The organism is Actinotignum timonense (assembly GCF_002860685.3).
Lineage (GTDB): Bacteria > Actinomycetota > Actinomycetes > Actinomycetales > Actinomycetaceae > Actinotignum > Actinotignum timonense.
The window spans coordinates 1368921-1387225 of record NZ_CP136960.1 but is presented as its reverse complement, the minus strand read 5'-3'; the positions used below and the strand labels follow the sequence as shown (position 1 = coordinate 1387225).

Genomic DNA, 18305 nt, shown 5'->3' with positions numbered 1-18305 from the left:
TTTACCGCCCCGTGAGCTGCCAGGCGTCCTCCCCGGATTCGCCGGCGGGGTCATCGTCGTCGTACCAGGTGGGGGCGGTGCTCTCCGGGTCGTGTGCCAGTGGATCTTCGGCGTAGCGGTTTGCGTACCCGGTACCGGCTCCGGCGCTGTTCGCACCGTTTGCACCGTTTGCGCCATTAGCACCGTTCGCTGTGCCCGCACCGTTTGCGCCGTTCGCACCGTTTCCAGCGTAGGCGCCGTTAGCACCGTTCCCGGCGTTCCCGCCGTCCGCACCGTGCCCCGTTGCCGCGCCGCCTGCCCCGCCGGCAGATCCAGCTCCCGGAGCACCGACGCCAGGTGCCCCAGCTCCGGCCCCGGTTTCCACCTCGCTCGGTTCGTCCTCGTAAATAGAGTCGCGTTCTCCGCGCAGCATGGCGAGGGCATCCTCCACCAATTCCGGGGCCACCAGCACGTCGCGGGCTTTGGAGCCTTCGGAGGGCCCCACGATTTCGTATTGTTCGAGCAGGTCCATCATCCGCCCCGCCTTGGCAAACCCGATGCGCAATTTGCGTTGCAGCATGGAGGTGGATCCGAATTGGGTGGTGATCACGATTTCCGCGGCCTGGAGCAGAATATCGAGGTCCTCGCCGATTTCTTCACGCTGTTTCTTTTCGCGCCCGGCGGCTTCCACCGTTTCTTGGAAATCTTCGCGGTACTGGGGGCGTAACTGTGTTTTCACGTGCTCGACAACGCGCTCAATTTCCGCCTCGTCCACCCAGGCACCCTGGAGGCGAATTGGCTGGGCACCGCCCGGCATGAAGAGGGCGTCGCCCTGGCCAATGAGTTTCTCCGCCCCGCCCTGATCGAGGATGGTGCGCGAATCTGCCAGCGAGGAGGTCATAAAGGCCAGGCGGGAGGGGATATTTGCTTTGATGAGGCCGGTGACCACGTCCACGGAGGGACGCTGGGTGGCAAGCACCAGGTGAATACCGGCGGCGCGCGCCAGCTGGGTGATGCGCTGGATGGAGGATTCCACGTCGCGCGGCGCCACCATCATCATGTCAGCCAATTCGTCCACCACGACCAGCAGGTAGGGGTAGGGCTGGAGGGTACGGTGCGGATCGTGTGCCTTAACGGTGCCCGCCCGTATCGCCTCGTTGAAATCGGTGATGTTCTTGAAGCGGTAGGACTGCATATCGTCGTAGCGCGCATCCATCTCCTTGACCACCCATTCCAGCGCCTCGGCGGCCTTCTTCGGGTTGGTGATAATCGGGGTGATGAGATGGGGAATACCCGCGTAAATCGTCAGCTCCACGCGCTTGGGATCCACGAGGATCATCCGAACTTCGTCCGGGGTGCAGCGCATAAGTACCGAGGTAATCATTGAGTTAATGAACGATGACTTTCCCGCGCCGGTAGCGCCCGCCACCAGCAGGTGCGGCATTTTTGCCAGGTTGGTGACCACGAACTGCCCACGCACATTCTTCCCCACTGCCACAGTGAGGGGATGGTGGTCACGGCGCGCCACGTCGGAAGCCAAAACATCACCTAGCTGCACCACTTCACGGTCCGCATTGGGAATCTCAATACCGATCGCGGATTTACCCGGAATGGGGGAAAGAATACGCACATCGGCGCTCGCCACCGCGTAAGCAATATTTTTCGAGAGCTGGGTGATGCGCTCGACTTTAACGCCCGGCCCCAGCTCCACTTCGTACTGGGTAACCGTCGGTCCGCGCGAAAAGCCGACCACCTGCGCATCCACCCCGAAATCGGTGAAGACCTGGGTGAGCGCGGCAACAACGCGATCATTCGCCTCGGTGCGTTCGGGATGCACCGCCCCGCGTTTGAGCAAATCCGGGGAGGGCAGCTCATACAAAATACTCGGGTCGAGCGCCAGTTGCTGGGTGCGGGTGAACGGTGCGCCAGTATCGGGTGCGGGAAGATCAGGCACCGCGGCCGCCGCATCCTGGGTCTCTACTGCGCTGCCGCTCTTCTTGGTGCGCGCCGTTTTTTTCGGCGACGACGCCGCCCGGCCCGCCGCCCCGCTACCCGCCGTGGCTTGCGGCAGCACCGTGGTGGCGCCCTGGGTCTGCGCACCATTGGCGCCGCTGGCACCGTCTGCCCAGGCGGCCCCAGCCGCCCCGTCCGCCCCGTTCCCGCCGTCACTGGAGGCGGGATCGGTAGCTGCGTCGTCGTGCTCAGAAGAAGCCCCGGACAGTGCCGCATCCAAGTAACTGCGCGCGGTTTTCTTGCCGCGCCGCGACGTGCGCCCGGCGCTGGGGAGCCGGGTGGTGTTCTCCGCCGCGTCAATATCATGCGGGGAATCGTAGGGAACCGAGGCGGAATGCCCGCGGTTGGCGATCTCCTCCCCCGCATCAAGCTGGCGCTGTTCGCGCCGGTCCCGAATGGTGGCGGCAATATCCGCCATGGAGACGTCGGCGATATAGAGCCCGGCCCACAAAATAATAATGACGAGGATGGGAACAGCGCCCCACGGGGAGAACAGCATCTCGAGGACGCCCCCGCCGAGCCAGCCGATCAGGCCGCCGGCGTTTTCTACGTCCGCGAAGTGGTCGGCCGGGCTGCGCGGTTGTTTCACAACGTGAATAATGCCGGCCAGGCACACCACGATAATCAACACGCCCAGCAGTACCCGCCGGTGTTCATTCCCGCGCGCCGGGACCACCAGCCTGATAGCGAGGGCCAGGAAAACGGCGGGAATAAGAACGGAGAGCAGCCCGAAGATACCTGCGGTGGCGTGGTGAATAACACCGCCGAGCACCCCGGAAATATTGAACCATTCGCGCAGTGCCACAATAACCGCGAGACCGAGGAACGTCGCCACGAGGGCGTTGCGCACATTCCCCGTCAGCTGGCGCCCCTCCGCCCGCTCCATACCCGCACCGTTAGCGGACGGTGCGGTACGGCGGGACGGACGGCGCGCGGGCGCCGTCGTCTCTTTCTCGGTTTTTTTGACACGTCGCTGAAACTTCACATCAAAAGCCTAGCCTTTGTGCAAAAAGTTGCCCCTCCCGGCGCGCCGCATGCGAGAGGGACTACACCTCCACGACGGTCGGAATAATCATGGGCGAACGGCGCAATTTACGCGAGACCCAGCGCCCCACCACGCGCCGCATGGCCTGCTGCATCCCGTAGCTATCCGAGCCCTTCGCCACGGCTTCTTCCAGGGCACGCGTGACTTCCGGAGTGATGCTGTCAAAGACGGTTTCATCTTCGGCCATGGCGCGCGCCTGGAGGTGCGGGCCGGTAACGATGCGCCGCGCATTGGTATCCACCACCGCGAAAATAGCAATAAAGCCTTCGTTGGAGAGGATCTGGCGGTCCTTGAGTTCGGATTCGGTAATATCCCCGACCGACGAGCCGTCCACGTAAATATTCTGGAAAGGCACCGAGCCGACAAGGCGAACTTCGCCGTCGATCATATCGATAACCGAACCGTTTTCCGCCAGAATCACATTATCGGCAGGCACCCCGGTTTTCACCGCGACACCGGCATTAGCGACCTGGTGGCGCACCTCCCCGTGAATGGGCATGGCGTAGGCCGGCTGCAAAATGTTGTAGCAGTAGAGCAATTCGCCCTGGGCGGCGTGCCCCGATACGTGCACCCGCGCATTTCCCTGGTGGATAACATTCGCGCCGAGCTTGATAAGCCCGTTGATCACCCGGAACACCGAATTTTCGTTTCCGGGAATAAGCGAGGAAGCCAGCAGCACCGTATCCCCGGGATTAATCGCCACCTTGGGGTGGGAACGATTCGCGATGCGGGAAAGCACCGCCATGGGTTCGCCCTGGGAGCCGGTGGACATGTAGATGCGGCGGTTTTCGGGCAGGTCCTTCATATTTTTGAGATCGACGACGGTGCCCTCTGGCACGTCCAAATACCCCAGGTCCTCCGCAATTTTCATATTGCGCACCATGGATCGGCCCACGAAGGCAACCTTGCGCCCATTGTGGGCCGCGGCGTTGAGGACCTGCTGGACCCGGTGCACGTGCGAGGCGAAGGAGGCGACGACGATCTGCCCGGTGGCCCCGCCGATCACCGAATCGATCACCGGCTGAATTTCCGACTCGGAATGCACAAAACCGGGGATTTCCGCGTTGGTGGAATCGCACATGAACAAGTCCACGCCTTCATCCCCGGCCGCTGCGAATGCACGCAGGTCGGTGAGGCGCCCGTCCAGCGGGAGCTGGTCCATCTTGAAATCACCGGTGATGAGAATATTGCCCTCCGGGGTGCGGATGAACAGGGCCAGCGCATCCGGAATGGAATGGTTGACGGCAATGAACTCAAATTCCATGCCCGCGATACTCATGGAATCCCCTTCGGCCACCACGGTGACATTCGGGGTGATGTGGTGCTCCTGGAGTTTCGCCTCCACGAAAGCAATGGTCAATTGGGAGCCGATCACCGGGATATCCGGGCGCATTTTCAGCAGGTAGGGCACCGCCCCGATATGGTCTTCATGCCCGTGGGTGAGCACGATGGCGGCAATATCCTCGAGGCGATCTTCCAGGTAGTCAAGATTGGGGAGAATAAGATCAACACCGGGTTGGGCTTCTTCGGGGAACAGCACGCCACAATCGGCAACCACCAGTTTTCCCTGGTATTCAAGAACATTGCAATTGCGGCCAACTTCACCGAGCCCACCTAGGGGAACGATACGAACGGCGTCCCGCAGCGGTGGTACAGATTTCTTCACTTCATCACTCACCCCTGTATTCTCTCACGAAGCGGGGCGCTTCCATAGGTGCTTCATGCCCGGGCGTAAAACTAGTGGCCTGCTAGTCCGCGAGGAGCCCTTCGGCGCGCAGCGCTTCCGCCAGTTCCGCGATCTGCGCCGCGGAGGCTCCCACCAGGGGTAGCCGCAGGGTTGCCGAGGGGATAACCCCGAGGAGCTTGAGCGCCTCTTTGGCCATAACGGCGCCCTGGCCGCTGCCCATAATCGCGGAAATAATATGGCGCTGCGCGGCGGCTTCCCGGCGGGCAGCGGGAAGATCCCCGGCATCGACCTGCTCCACCAGAGCCCGCAAACGCGCCGCAATAACGTGCCCGGCCACCGAAATCACCCCGGAGGCACCGTGGGCGAGCCAGGCGAAATTGAGGGCGTCGTCCCCCGAGTAATACTCCAGGCCGGTGCGCGCCATTTTCACGAAACCGCCCGCCACGTCCCCGGTGGCATCTTTGACGGCGAGGATGCGCGGATGCTCCGCTAGCCGTAGCAGCGTATCCAATTCGAGCCGCACCCCGGTGCGCCCCGGGATGTCGTAAACCATGACGGGCAGATCGGTTGCTTCCGTCACGTTCAAAATATGCTGGTACACGCCCTCTTGGGAGGGGCGGTTGTAATACGGGGCGACGACGAGCAGCCCCTGCGCCCCACTTTTTTCGGCACCGCGGGCAATGCGCACGGCGTGGGCGGTGTCATTAGAACCGGCACCGGCAATGACCATGGCGCGATCCCCCACCGCCGCGCACACTTCCCGCACCAGTACATCTTTTTCGGGCTGGTGCGTGGTGGGAGATTCCCCGGTGGTGCCCGAGAGGAGCAGGGCATCACACCCCTGGTCCACGAGAGTGGTGGCCAGCGCCACCGCGGCATCAACATCCAAGGAGCCGTCGGCGTGGAATGGGGTCACCATCGCAACGCTGACGGATCCGAAACTGCGTGAAGGCAAAGTGTGCTCGTCCATGGGCTCAGCCTATCGTCCCCAGCTCATATACTGCTCTAACCCCACCTGCACGCCCGGATGCTGGTCAATGCCGCGGATAGCGAGAAGCACCCCGGGCATAAACGATTCGCGAGTGAAGGAATCCTGGCGCAAGGTGAGTTGTTCACCCGGGTTGCCCAGCAGCACCGTTTCGTGGGCGTTCAGGCCCCGTAGGCGCACCGCGTGCACCGGGATGCCGGCAATTTTCTCCCCGCGGGCGGGCGCCGGCCCACAGGTCGCATCGGGGGCGGGTGCGCATCCGGCCGCCGCCCGGGCCGCCGCGATTTTCTCCGCGGTGGCGCGCGCCGTTCCCGAGGGAGCATCCACTTTATCGGGATGGTGCATTTCCACCACTTCGACGGATTCGAAATACGGGGCGGCCATTTCCGCGAACATCATGGTGAGCACGGCGCTCAAACCGAAATTCGGGGCGATGAGCACATGGCGCCCCGTTTCCTTGGCCACGGCCTCAATCCGTGCGATTTTTTCCGGAGTCCACCCCGTCGCTCCGACGACGGCGTGGCAGCCGTGAGTCAGGAGGGCTCGCACGGTATCTTCCGTGGCATCGGGAACGGTGAAGTCCACTCCCACAGTGGCGCCCGCCAGGGTCTGGGCGTTGATGGGATCATCCTTGGTGATCCGGGCGGTCAGGTTCATGTCGGGGGCGGCGGTGACGGCGGTGCACACGGTGCTCCCCATCCGTCCCGCCGCTCCCACCACAGCTACGTTGATAGTCATACCGTCCATGCTACGTGGCCTGGATAGACTAGGTGTTATGAGTTTTGGATATGAGCACAGCTCGGAACGTTACGATGCCCGCGGCGGGCGGGACTACCGGGGAGGCCGGGGCCCGCGCGGGGGCCGGGATCGCCAATATGACCGTCGGGATAGGCGGGGCGGGGCGCCCCGTGAACGGCGCGAATTTGCGCGGGTCGAAGGAGACGACGTCGACCTTATCGACCGCCTCCACGAACTGGACGGACGCAATTACCCTGCCTACAAGTCTGTTATCGGCGATTACGACTACGGCATGTACACGGTGCATATTGATCGGGTGCAATCCGATCCCTACGCACCGCCCTCCGCGCTGCGGGTGACCGCCGATCCAGCGAAGGTGGGGATTCCCGCTGATTTGCTCACCACTCCGGAGCAACGCCTGGCTGTTGCTGATTTCCTAGCCCGTACTTTTGCGGAACGCGCCCGCCATTCTCGCGATATTTCCATCGCGAAAGTGGGACAAGAAATTCTGGAGCGCTCCAGCGCCACCGTTTTCGCCAATCACGTGGAGCTGCGTTTCCAATGCCATTTCCCCGCGCAAGGGCGCACGATCCTCGGGCATGCCATGGCCCAAACCGCCGACGAGTACCTTCCCGAGATCATCGAAGCCACGCTCAATTTCTCCTCCGAAGGGGAAGAGTTTGCGGCTCACCGGGACGCGTTACGTAAACATGTGGAAACGTATGAGGATTATCTCGCCCTTCAGGACGTGATTCGGGAGCGCGGCTGGATTGGTTTTATTAACGACGGCGCAGTACTGGTGCGCCGGTCGGGTATTTCCGATCTGCCTTTGAGTGACGCCATTGCTTTCTCCAGCCCGGAAAATTTGCGTGAAAGCGTGCAGCTGCCCCATGCCGGTGAAGTGACCGGTATGCCGGTTATTCCGGGTATTACGGTGATCGTTGGCGGGGGCTACCACGGTAAGTCCACGCTGCTCTCCGCGCTGGAGCGCAGCGTTTACCCGCATATTCCCGGGGATGGGCGCGAGCTGGTCGCCATGGATCCCAGCGCGATGAAGGTGCGTGCCGCCGATGGGCGCTGGGTGACCGGTGTGGATGTCTCAGCTTTCATCAATTCCCTGCCCGATGGCACGGATACCACTGATTTTTCCACCGAAAATGCTTCGGGTTCTACTTCGCAGGCCGCCGCGATTGCCGAGTCCATTGAGGCCGGTTCGCGGGTCTTGCTTATTGACGAGGACACCTCGGCCACAAATCTCATGATTCGTGATGAGCGGATGCGTGCCCTGGTGCCGGCAAACCAGGAACCAATTACGCCTTTTGTGGATCGGATTGCTGGTATGGCGCGCGCCGGTATTTCCACCATTATGGTCATGGGTGGCTCGGGCGATTATTTGGATGCCGCGGATCGGGTGCTCCTCATGGACCACTATGTGTGCCACGATGTTACGGAGCAGGCCCGGGAGGTTGCCGCGGCGCACCCGCGGGAGCGCAATGATATTGCCGAGTTTACGCACCCGGCGCCGCGCTATCCGCTCCCCCTCAAGGCCCACGGGGTCAAGGCGAAAACGAAGTCGCGCGGGGTGGATCTTATTTCTCTGGACCGCGCTGATATTGATCTCAGCGATGTGCCCCAGATTGTGGATCCGGGCCAAACCGCTGCGATTGCCTGGGCGATTCGCTCCCTGACCGATCCCACCCGCGCTCTGTGCCTGCGCGGCAAATACACCGTTCCGGAAGGTATTGCACGCCTGGAGGAGACCATTGCCACGCACGGCCTGGATGCCCTGGGAGCCGGCGAAAAACCGGCCTTCCTGGCCCGGCCGCGCGCGGTGGATATTGCCGCGGCGCTCAACCGCTACCGCACCCTCAAGGTGGTGCACGCCCCGGTGGGCGAGCCGGCCGCGAGCGAGCCCGCGGCGGATGCGAGGGAAGCGCACGAGGCGGAGACTGGGGCGGCCGCGCCGTCGGCGCCGAGCGTGGGCTCCGCACCCAGTGCCCCGTCCGCACCGTCGGCCGAAAGCGCCCCGTCTGCACCATCGAGCGATAGCGCCCCATCCGCGCCTAGCCCGGAGGACGCCGAATAGCCGAAAACCGACTAGCGAACTAGCGGCCCAGCGGAGCGCCCGCTAGTTCTCCGGTCCCACGGTTACGCACGAACGCTGGCCTGCCGCGATGCGGCGGGCCAGCTCGTTTATATCTGCGGCGCGCACGGCGCGGGCACGGCGCAGGTGTTCCTCATGCGAAATGAGGCTGCCACGTACCAGCTCGGAGGTGCCGAGCCGGGTCATGGCGGTGCCCACCCGTTCGGCGTCGAACACAATATCGGCGCGCAGGCGCCGGAAAGCGGATTCCGTTTCTTCTTCGCTCACTCCGTCGCGGGCGAGGCGATCCAATTCGGTCATCATGAGTTCGCGCACGGTGCCCACATTATGCGGGGCGCAACCGGCCGCCAGGCAGAACATGCCGCCTTCGCGGTAGCTGATCGGGAAGGAATAGGTCGAGTAGGCCAGGGCGCGCCGTTCCCGAATTTCCTGGAAAAGCCGCGAGGAGGTTCCTCCGCCCAGAATCGCATTGAGGGCGAGCAAGGTGGGCAGGTCCTCGCTGGTCAAGCTCAACCCCGGCATCCCCACGATAACCGCCGCCTGCTCCACTTCCTTCGGAACGTGCAGCTCGCGCGCTTCCTGGTAGACGATAGGCGGGGCGATACGGCGCGGGTGGGCGTCGCGCTCCGTGCTCAGGTCCCAGCCTCCGGCGCTCAGCGCCTCCACCGCCAGTTCGCATAGCCTTTCGTGATCGACGGCGCCCGCGGCAACCACCACCACTTCATCGGGATGGTAGACCCCGTGATAGTGCTCGAGGAGCGCCTCGTGCTGGAGGGCCCGCACCGTCTGCGCCGTTCCCCCAACGGGGCGCGCCAGCGGGTGATCCCCGAAGACCAGCTGCGGGATTTTTTCCATGGCGGTATCGGTGGCATCGTCGGCATACATGGCGAGTTCTTCGAGGATAACGCCGCGTTCCACCGCGAAATCTTCGGCGCTGAGGGTCGCGCTGGTGAGCATATCGGCGAGGATATCGATGGCCTGGGGCAGGTCCTCGTCAAAAATATGGCCGTGATAGTGGGTGTATTGCTTCGAGGTGGCCGCGTTGAATCCCCCGCCCAGGTAGTCCGTTTCTCGCGAAATATCGAGGGAGCTGCGCCGCTTCGTGCCTTTGAACAGCAGGTGCTCAAGGAAATGGGTGGATCCTTGGGTCTCCGCCACTTCGTCGCGGGACCCGGCGCCCACCCACATGCTGACGTAGGTGGAGTGAATATGGGGCAGGCGGTAGCTGAGGACACGTAGCCCGCCGGGGAGGACGGTGCGGCGTAGGAGTGCGCCGTCGTCGTCAATATTGAGACTGGCGCCCGCGTTAAGCGGAAGGGGCAGTTCGCTATACATCATGGGAATACTTTTCTGGATAGTTACGCAAACTCCCCGAACGTCCGGAAACATTCGGGGAGTTCACTATGCCTTAGCGCCCGTGGGCGCGGGTTTTAGTCTTCGTCCGTGTGGACGGTGCGACGACGCCGCCGCGAACCGCGACTTCCACGCGAACCGCGACTTGAGCTGGAGTCAGCATCGGAGTCGTCTGCCGAGGGTGCGCTGGGCGCCGAGGACTCGCTGCGCCGGCGCGAACGGGAACGCGCCCGGTTCTGCCGCGGGGCGCTCTCCTCCGCTTCGCCGTGAGCGCCGTTATCGCCCTGATCGGAGCTTTCCGCTTCGGCGTTCGCTTCGCCTTCCGGAACGACCGCTTCCAGGGAGATCTTGCCGCGATCATCGATTTCGCCGATTTCGACCTCGACCTTGTCGCCCACATTGAGGACATCTTCCACGTTCTCCACGCGCTTGCCACCCACGAGGCGGCGAATCTGGGAGATGTGGAGGAGGCCGTCGCGGCCCGGGGTGAGGGAGATGAACGCACCGAAAGTGGTGGTCTTGACCACGGTACCCACGTAGCGTTCGCCCACTTCGGGGAGCTGCGGGTTGGCGATGGAATTGACCGTGTCACGAGCGGCTTCCGCGGAGGCGCCGTCGGCAGCACCAATGAAGACGGTGCCGTCATCCTCGATGGTGATTTCCGCGCCGGTATCTTCCTGGATCTGGTTGATCATCTTGCCCTTGGGGCCGATGACTTCGCCGATCTTATCCACCGGGATCTTCACGGTGAGGATACGGGGGGCGGTGGGCGCCATCTCATCGGGGCCGTCAATGGCCTGGTTCATGAGATCGAGGATGGCCAGCCGGGCGTCACGGGCCTGGGACAGCGCCGCGGAGAGGACTTCCGCGGGGATGCCGTCCAGCTTGGTGTCCAGCTGCAGCGCGGTCACGTAGTCGCGGGTGCCGGCCACCTTGAAGTCCATATCGCCCAGGGCATCTTCCGCACCGAGAATATCGGTGAGGGTCACGTACTTGGTTTCCCCGTCAATCTGAGCGGAAATAAGGCCCATGGCGATACCGGCAACCGGGGCCTTGAGCGGCACACCCGCGTTGAGCAGGGACATCGTGGAGGCACACACCGAACCCATGGAAGACGAGCCGTTCGAGCCCATCGTCTCGGAGACCTGGCGGATCGCGTAGGGGAATTCCTCGCGGCTGGGCAGCTGGGATTCCAGCGCCATTTCGGCCAGGTGCCCGTGCCCGATTTCGCGGCGCTTGGGGCTGCCCACGCGCCCGGTTTCGCCGGTGCAGTAGGGCGGGAAGTTGTAGTGGTGGATGTAGCGCTTGTGGGTAATCGGGGAAAGATTATCCAGCGGCTGCTCCATCTTGAGCATATTGAGGGTGGTTACCCCGAGGATCTGGGTTTCGCCACGCTGGAAGATCGCCGAGCCGTGCACGCGCGGCAGCACACCGGCCTGCGCGGAAATCGAACGAATATCGGTGGGGCGGCGCCCGTCCATACGCACGTTTTCGGTGAGGACGTGGCGGCGCATGACTTCCTTGAAGTGGTCATTGACCGCGGCGGCGAGCCCGGGGCCGTCTTCTTCCAGGTTGAACTGGGCATCGGCGGGCACCGTCAGCTCGGAAACGATCTGATCGGTGAGGTCATTGAGTGCGGTATCGCGCTCCACCTTGTCCACAATCCCGAGGATGGTGTTGAAACGATCACCAAGAACATTGCCGACGGCCTCGAACTGGGCGTCGGTGTAATTCGGGAAGAAGGGGTAGTCCGCGGTGGGCTTCCCGCATTCGTTGATGAGGCTGAGCTGCGCTTCGCAGAGGGTGCGGATAACGCCCTTGGCAGCTTCCAGGCCCTGGGTAATAACTTCTTCGGTGGGGGCAATGCCACCGGCGGCCACGTTCGCTTCCGTTTGTTCGGGAGCTTGGGCCTCCACCATGGTGATGGCGACGTCGTCCCCAACAATACGCCCGGCAATATCCATAGAGAAGGTGGCGCGCGCCATTTCCGACCAGCGCGGGAAGGCGATCCACTGCCCGTCCACGAGGGACACGCGGGTGCCACCAACCGGCCCGGCAAAGGGCAGATCCGTCAGCGAGGTGGACAGGGACGCGGCGTTGATCGCGAGAACGTCGTAGGCATCATCCGGGTGGATGGAGAGCACGGTTTCCACGATCTGCACTTCGTTACGCATGCCCTTGGTGAAAAGCGGGCGCAGCGGGCGGTCGATGAGGCGGGCGGCCAGAATGGCGTCCGTACCGGGCCTGCCTTCGCGGCGGAAGAAGGAACCGGGAATTTTACCTGCTGCGTAGGAGCGTTCTTCCACATCCACCGTCAGCGGGAAGAAATCGAAGTGTTCCTTCGGGCTTTTCGAAGCGGTGGTGGCGGAGAAAACGGTGGTTTCCCCGTCCAGGTAGGCCAGGGCGGCGCCGTTGGCCTGCTGGGCTAGCAGCCCGGTTTCGAAACGGATAGTACGTGTTCCAAAGGAGCCGTTATCAACAACGGCTTCCACACTATGAATATTGGGACCCTCCACGGGACCTCCTTTTATTTCGGCCGCGAGGCGGCCATCAGTGGTAATTCACGAAAACGGGCCCTAGCGTTCCCGCCTTCGTCAACCATCACCGAAGACCACGTTCGCGGTACTCCACATGTTGGGGTGCGTAGGCGCACCGCACCCTGTCTATCGTAATGCCCGAGCAAGCAGCTGAGCGCCGCGCACAGTTCACTTGCGGCGATGCTGAGCCACTTCTCACGCCTGCGGGCATACGGAAAGCGGCCCGGGATGAAACCCGAGCCGCTTTAAGTACTTATCGACGCAAGCCGAGGCGTGCGATCAGCGACCGGTACCGCTCGATATCTTCCTCAGCGAGGTAGCTGAGAAGGCGGCGGCGCTGGCCGATAAGAAGCATGAGGCCACGACGCGAATGGTGGTCGTGGATGTGCGAGCGGAAGTGCTCCGTCAGCTGCGAAATACGAGCCGAGAGCAGCGCCACCTGCACTTCGGGGGAACCGGTATCGCCCTCGTGCGTGGCGTATTCGGCAATGATCTTCTGCTTTTCTTCAGGCTTGAGGGCCATGCGATTCTCCTTAGTTTCCGTTGCACGGAGCTCCGGGGCATGTTCTCCCAGGCATGACGCTACCGTGGCCGATGTAAACGGCCTAAAAATTCTAGCACACGGCGACGACGCCCCGCACTGGCGTATCCGCCAGTGCGGGTGTGGCCTTCCCCGCTTTCCCTTTGCCGCTCGGTGGTGGTGACCGGACGGTGGGGCCTGACGGGCCTGACGGGGCTGACGGGGCTGACCGGGCGGTGGGGGTGGCGGGGCTGACGGGGCTGACCGGGCGGTGGGGCCGGCGGGGCGCTACGAGCGGTCCACGAAGCCGCTGAGCACCATATTGACGAGGGAGACCACAATCCCGCCGAAGAGCGCCGCCCAGAAGCTGCCCACCACCAGGTGCACCGCCAAACCCTGGGAGGCCCAGGCGGTAAGCGAGATCATCGCTGCGTTAATCACCAGGGAGAATAGCCCGAGCGTGAGGATATAGAGCGGGAAGGACAGGAACTTCAAGATCGGGCGGATGACAGCGTTGAGAATGGCAAGAATGAGGCCAGCCACCACAAACCATCCGATAAGACGGAGGGTATCGGGGGCCTCCCCCACCATTGCCAGACCGGGAATGAGGAGCGTGGCCACCCACAGCGCAACAGCATTGATGGCGACGCGAAGAGCGAATGTACTCATGCACTTACCCTAGCGAATGCGACCCGCCGTTTGCTGACGGCGCAGGCGGCGCTAGGCTTGCACGGCGCCGGGTGGGACGCGGCCGGCGGGCGGAACACCCAGGCGATCCGCTGTTTCTAAAACGTCAAGGTCGATGCGGGCCAGCAGTTCGTCCACCGATCCGAATGTGAGCATGGGGCGGATGCGGGAGACGAAATCGATACTGATGGGCTCCCCGTAGAGATTGAGGTCGCTACGCCCGAGCACGTGGGCTTCCACGGTGCGTTCCTGGCCATCGAATTGGGGATTGGTGCCCACGGAGATGGCGGCCGGGAGGTATTCTTCAGCGCTGCCGCCCGGCACACGGCGCACCAGCCACCCCGCGTAAACGCCGTCAGCCGGAACTTCACCCAGGTCATCCCCGCTGAGATTCGCAGTGGGGAATCCCAATTCGCGCCCGCGGCGCGCCCCGTGTACCACGGTGCCGTGGATACGGTGCGGGCGCCCCAGGATCTGCGCGGCGTGATCAACGTTGCCGGTGGCGAGCGCGGCGCGCACCCGGGTGGAGGACCACCGTTCCCCCGCCGCATCGCACCGCTCACCTACGATTTCCACGCCGAAGCCCAGCTCCGTGCTGAGGGATCGTAGCACCGCCTCGTCCCCGGTGTTCCCCGCCCCGAAGCGGGCATCATGTCCGACCACCACGAAGCCGGCCCGGAGTTGGCCCACCAGCTGGTCCCGTACAAATTCTGCGGCGGTGGCGCGGGCGTAGGCGGCGTCGTAATGCTGAAGGTAGAGCGCATCCACACCCAGCGTTTCAATGCGGTTAATGCGATCTTGCAGGCTCATAACGAGGCGGATATGTGCCTCGGGGCGGTGGACGGTGGCCGGATGGGGATCAAACGTGAGAACAATAACGGGCCAACCGAGTTCCCGGCCAATATCAACGGCGCGGGTGAGCACGGCACGGTGCCCACGGTGGACGCCGTCGTACACCCCGAAGGTCACGACGCTCCGGTCAAAATCCGGCGAAATATCTGAAGGAGATGTCCAAATCTGCACGTTCTCCAGGGTAGCTTATTCGCCCCGTTATCCCACCCGCGCAAAAACCAGAATTTTTTGCGCACCCGGGCTTGACATTTTTATGCCACGGGGCGGGGTCTTCCGCGCCCCGTATGCCCCAAAATCACGGCGATTTTCCAGATAAACTGGTGTGCGAAGAAAGCGTGCGCAGCGTCGGGCAGCCAGGTTACGGTGCCCCGGGCCTGCGCGCAGAACAGCTGTGGCGATGGGAGGCACCAATGGCACGATTTGTGAGCGCCGGTGAAGCGCTTGTGGACATCATTATCCGTGAGGGAGAAAGCGGACCCGGCACCGAGGTCGTGGGCGGCTCACTTCTCAATGTGGCATCCGGCGTCGCCCGGCTCGGCCAGCACGTGGAGCTCGCCACCTGGTTCGGGCGCGATGAGCGCGGGGAACGGATCGCCGCGCAGGCCGCCGCCATGGGTGTGGAGATCGTCCCCGGATCCGACGGCGCCAGCCGCACTACTACCGCGAGCGCCTTCCTCGACGCCGAGGGCCGGGCGCGTTATGAGTTCGACGTCGAATCGGACTTCCCTGAGATCCCGGACCCGGATACGGTGGGCCACCTGCACTGCGGCTCGTACTCTGCGGTGGTGGGTGCCTCGAGCAAGAAGATTTTACGCGCCGTCAAGCGCCAGGCACTGACCGGCACGGTCTCTTACGATCCCAATGCCCGCCCGGATCTTATGGGTTCTCCCGAAAAGGTGCGGGAGAGCATTGAGGAACTGGTGGCGCTGTGCGATGTGGTCAAGGCCTCCGATGAGGACCTTGAATGGCTCTACCCGGGTGAACCGGTGGAGCGGATTATGCGCCGGTGGGTTACCTCCGGGCCGGGCATGGTGGTGGTCACCCGCGGGCCGTGGGGTGCTTATGTCAAGCTGGCCGGGGAGCGCGATATGCTCGTCGTCGATCCGCTCAATGTGGAGCTGGGAGACACGGTGGGAGCCGGTGATTCCTTCATGGCCGGGATGTTGGCCGGGCTTATGGAAGCCGGGCTCCTCGGATCGGTGGAAGCCAAGCAGCGCCTGCGCGCCGCCCACTTCTCCGACGTGCGCCCCGCCCTGCACCAGGCGGTTATTACGGCGGGGCTGACCGTCAGCCATGACGGCGCCTACTCCCCCACTCCCGCGGAGGTCGACACCGTCCGCACCGGCGATCCGGCGCTGCGATAAAAATAATGGGTTAGGAAAACTGCCGGCACCCCAACTGTCCACGCTCCTGCCGAGTGGCACGAGTGCGCAAAAGCGCGCACCGGCGCGCACGCGTGCTGACAGAACAACGGTGGCGCCTGCCGCGGGGAATATCCCGAGCGGCGGGCGCCACCGTTATCATCTGGACTATTACTCAGCGCTTACTTCGCCGCGTTGATCCAGCCGAGGGGCAACTTCGTGAAGTACAAGCCCTGCATCTCGCGTTCCCAGAGCAAACCGAGATCGCCATCGGGCATAATCGCCATGCACTGGTACACATAATGCGCCGGGTTGAAGGTGCGTGAGGCAATCCAGCTTCGGCCCCCGTCTTCCGACAGGCGCAGCACGCCCCGTCCCCGGTAGGGGCGCAGCTGAGCAGCGTTCGCAAAGATCACCCGTTCGGGGCAATCTACGGTCGGCCACATCACCGCATTGGGCTGGCAGAAGATCTCGGGGATGGCGTCAACGAAGTAGACGTCGCCCCATGTTTCACCGCCGTCCTCGCTGATGCTGGCCGCGATTTTCCCGCTCGGATGCTGGTTGCGCATGAGCATAAGCACAGAGCCATCAGCTCGCTCGATAAGGGTGGATTCGTGGGTTGCAGCTTTTTCAGTATCCAGCGTGCGCCCCTCAATCTGGCGCCCCTCAAAGATGCGCCCGTCATTGGGGGATGCGCCGCGCTTCCAGGTTTCCCCGCCGTCGTCCGAATAGACGACCGCGGCGGAGAAGTACGTGGTGTGCACACCGTTGAAGTAAATCGGCATCACGAGCCGCCCGCGGTGCTTCTTACCTTCCAACTGAATTCCATTCCCCGGAGAGGTACCGCAGAAGGACATCCACTCTTCTTTCACCTCGTGACTGAGGTTACGGGGCGCCGACCACGTGGCGCCGTCGTCGTCGGAATAAATCATCTGAAGGTAGCAGGTGCGCTTCGTCAATAAGGTCTGGTGCAGGTCTTCGCCGTCGGCAAGGAAAACGTTCCCTCCCGGCGTCTCCGCCCCGTCGCGTAGCACCGTCACATTGCCGCGAGGAGAAATCCGGTAGGGCGCCGCCTGGCCTTCGGCATCGATAACACTGCCGTCGGGGAGCCAGGTAAAACTCGCCCCGTTCCCATCGTGGAGGATGAAATTCCCGTCCTTATCGAGGCCGATTCCGGCTTCCGCGTTTGGCTGCCCCATCCCACCGGGGAAATGATCAATGAGCACAATGAGGCGCCCGGTGTTTTTATCCTGCACCACGCAGGAATCAATCACCGAGGCACCGCTCGCCCCGTGTCCCGGATAGGTGAGCACCGTCTGGAGATCGTCCCAGGTTTCCCCACTGTCGAAAGAGCGCCGGATCGTGAAGTTAATAGAATTCGGCGAATCATTAGCAATCGTTTCACGTTGATCAGCACCCGCGACGACGACGCCCGATTGCAAGGTGATAAGCGAGGGGATCCGGTAACTTACCGAGTTGTGAAACCCGGCATCGAAAAGACACTGGGTTTCCAGCGGCGGAACAGAAGAAAGCTTCTTAATCTGCGCATCGTTGAGGATCGTGGAATACACAGCGGCATTACGCACCTCGCCGAAGAGGCGCGAGCCAGCCGTGTCCTGCCCGATGACGATCTCATCGCAAGCCGAAACCGCATCAAAGAAGGCTTGACCGGGCAGGTGGGCCTCCATGAAGCCATCCACGTAAATCTGAACGGCGCCGTGCCCCACGCGCAGCACCACATCATGCCACCGGCCTTCATCCCAGTGGCCTTCGGCGAGGAAGGTGCGCCATTCGCCCCGTTGGCCTAGCACCCGATATTCGATACCGCGTTCGGTCACCGATACATTCAGTTGCTCGACACCGTTGCCGGCCGCCGCGAGCATCGTTCCGTGCTGCCCCGGCCCGCGCACCCGGTAGCGCAAAAACACGCTGCCCGCGCGTAGCTCCGCCACATCGGCCACGTCATAATCGGAGAGGTGGGAGGCCGCGAACTCAATCAGGGGTTCAGGGGCCGGACTGAGGGCCAGAATATCGCCGCTACTCAGAACACGGTCGTAGCTTTCTAGTCCGCGAATATCGGTTCCCGGGGCACACACGCTCTCGAGAGCGCTTGATCCCGGTACCGCTGCCGGAGAAAGGTCCGCGGTTGTGGAGAAGCACTGGTATCCATCCAGGTAGATTTTCGCACCGGCGGAGCTGGAGGTAATTGCCACGGTGTGCCAGGTACGGTCACTCACCGTTGCGGTGTCCTCCATATCCAGGGCAAATTCCATCGTCTCATTCGATCCGGCCAGGAATAAGCTCCCCGCCTTGATTGAGAGCACCCAGCCCTTTTCCGCTCCGCGAACAGCGACGAGATCGCCATCCATCCCGGCGCGGAACTGGAACATCCAGCTCACACCAACCGTCGCCTTATCCATGTTGTTTCCTTTCTTTCCGCA

The 18305-nt window shown here is 63.0% G+C and carries 12 protein-coding genes; 2 read left to right on the top strand and 10 right to left on the bottom strand.

What is annotated here, in order from left to right:
• Position 1: 1 nt before the first annotated feature.
• From CYJ17_RS05680 to dapB, 4 genes are all read right to left on the bottom strand, one after another.
• Complete coding sequence (locus tag CYJ17_RS05680) at positions 2–2977, bottom strand: FtsK/SpoIIIE family DNA translocase (protein WP_101595113.1); 2976 nt, start codon at positions 2975–2977, stop codon at positions 2–4.
• Positions 2978–3038: 61 nt separating this feature from the next.
• On the bottom strand, positions 3039–4715 hold the full coding sequence (locus tag CYJ17_RS05675; protein WP_087070964.1) for a ribonuclease J: 1677 nt from the start codon (positions 4713–4715) through the stop codon (positions 3039–3041).
• Between the two features lie 70 nt (positions 4716–4785).
• Positions 4786–5694, bottom strand: coding sequence for a 4-hydroxy-tetrahydrodipicolinate synthase (dapA, locus tag CYJ17_RS05670; protein ID WP_087070965.1), 909 nt, complete (start codon positions 5692–5694; stop codon positions 4786–4788).
• Between the two features lie 9 nt (positions 5695–5703).
• Positions 5704–6450: a 4-hydroxy-tetrahydrodipicolinate reductase gene (dapB, locus tag CYJ17_RS05665; protein WP_087070966.1), complete on the bottom strand. Its 747-nt coding sequence runs from the start codon at positions 6448–6450 to the stop codon at positions 5704–5706.
• 37 nt (positions 6451–6487) lie between these two features.
• Between dapB and CYJ17_RS05660 the strand changes: the two genes are divergently transcribed.
• On the top strand, positions 6488–8536 hold the full coding sequence (locus CYJ17_RS05660) for an ABC-ATPase domain-containing protein (protein ID WP_087070967.1): 2049 nt from the start codon (positions 6488–6490) through the stop codon (positions 8534–8536).
• Between the two features lie 42 nt (positions 8537–8578).
• Here CYJ17_RS05660 and CYJ17_RS05655 read toward each other — a convergent pair whose 3' ends face one another.
• From CYJ17_RS05655 to CYJ17_RS05635, 5 genes are all read right to left on the bottom strand, one after another.
• Positions 8579–9892: a M16 family metallopeptidase gene (locus CYJ17_RS05655; RefSeq protein ID WP_087070968.1), complete on the bottom strand. Its 1314-nt coding sequence runs from the start codon at positions 9890–9892 to the stop codon at positions 8579–8581.
• Between the two features lie 92 nt (positions 9893–9984).
• Positions 9985–12423, bottom strand: coding sequence for a polyribonucleotide nucleotidyltransferase (locus CYJ17_RS05650; RefSeq protein WP_087070969.1), 2439 nt, complete (start codon positions 12421–12423; stop codon positions 9985–9987).
• Positions 12424–12697: 274 nt separating this feature from the next.
• Entirely contained in the window at positions 12698–12967 is a 270-nt protein-coding gene (rpsO, locus tag CYJ17_RS05645; protein ID WP_016442511.1) for a 30S ribosomal protein S15, read from the bottom strand.
• A gap of 285 nt (positions 12968–13252) precedes the next feature.
• Positions 13253–13633, bottom strand: a complete 381-nt coding sequence (locus CYJ17_RS05640) for a phage holin family protein (protein ID WP_026428556.1) — start codon at positions 13631–13633, stop codon at positions 13253–13255.
• A 51-nt stretch (positions 13634–13684) separates the two neighbouring features.
• Positions 13685–14674 carry a bifunctional riboflavin kinase/FAD synthetase gene (locus tag CYJ17_RS05635; protein WP_087070970.1) on the bottom strand — a complete coding sequence of 330 codons (990 nt, stop codon included), beginning with the start codon at positions 14672–14674 and terminating at the stop codon, positions 13685–13687.
• Positions 14675–14913: 239 nt separating this feature from the next.
• On the opposite strand from CYJ17_RS05635, the gene CYJ17_RS05630 reads away from it, so the two are divergent.
• The gene (locus tag CYJ17_RS05630; protein WP_087070971.1) at positions 14914–15867 is read left to right on the top strand and encodes a carbohydrate kinase family protein; all 954 of its coding nucleotides are present in this window, start codon (positions 14914–14916) and stop codon (positions 15865–15867) included.
• 179 nt (positions 15868–16046) lie between these two features.
• On the opposite strand, the gene CYJ17_RS05625 is transcribed toward CYJ17_RS05630, so the two are convergent.
• Positions 16047–18284, bottom strand: coding sequence for a sialidase family protein (locus CYJ17_RS05625; protein WP_087070972.1), 2238 nt, complete (start codon positions 18282–18284; stop codon positions 16047–16049).
• Positions 18285–18305: the final 21 nt, after the last annotated feature.

Bases quoted from the DNA above. Each gene is read 5' to 3' on its own strand.
- CYJ17_RS05660 (WP_087070967.1), top strand. From the start codon at position 6,488: ATGAGTTTTGGATATGAGCACAGCTCGGAACGTTACGATGCCCGCGGC.
- rpsO (WP_016442511.1), bottom strand. From the start codon at position 12,967: ATGGCCCTCAAGCCTGAAGAAAAGCAGAAGATCATTGCCGAATACGCC.
- CYJ17_RS05640 (WP_026428556.1), bottom strand. From the start codon at position 13,633: ATGAGTACATTCGCTCTTCGCGTCGCCATCAATGCTGTTGCGCTGTGG.
- CYJ17_RS05655 (WP_087070968.1), bottom strand. From the start codon at position 9,892: ATGATGTATAGCGAACTGCCCCTTCCGCTTAACGCGGGCGCCAGTCTC.
- CYJ17_RS05625 (WP_087070972.1), bottom strand. From the start codon at position 18,284: ATGGATAAGGCGACGGTTGGTGTGAGCTGGATGTTCCAGTTCCGCGCC.
- dapA (WP_087070965.1), bottom strand. From the start codon at position 5,694: ATGGACGAGCACACTTTGCCTTCACGCAGTTTCGGATCCGTCAGCGTT.
- dapB (WP_087070966.1), bottom strand. From the start codon at position 6,450: ATGACTATCAACGTAGCTGTGGTGGGAGCGGCGGGACGGATGGGGAGC.
- CYJ17_RS05630 (WP_087070971.1), top strand. From the start codon at position 14,914: ATGGCACGATTTGTGAGCGCCGGTGAAGCGCTTGTGGACATCATTATC.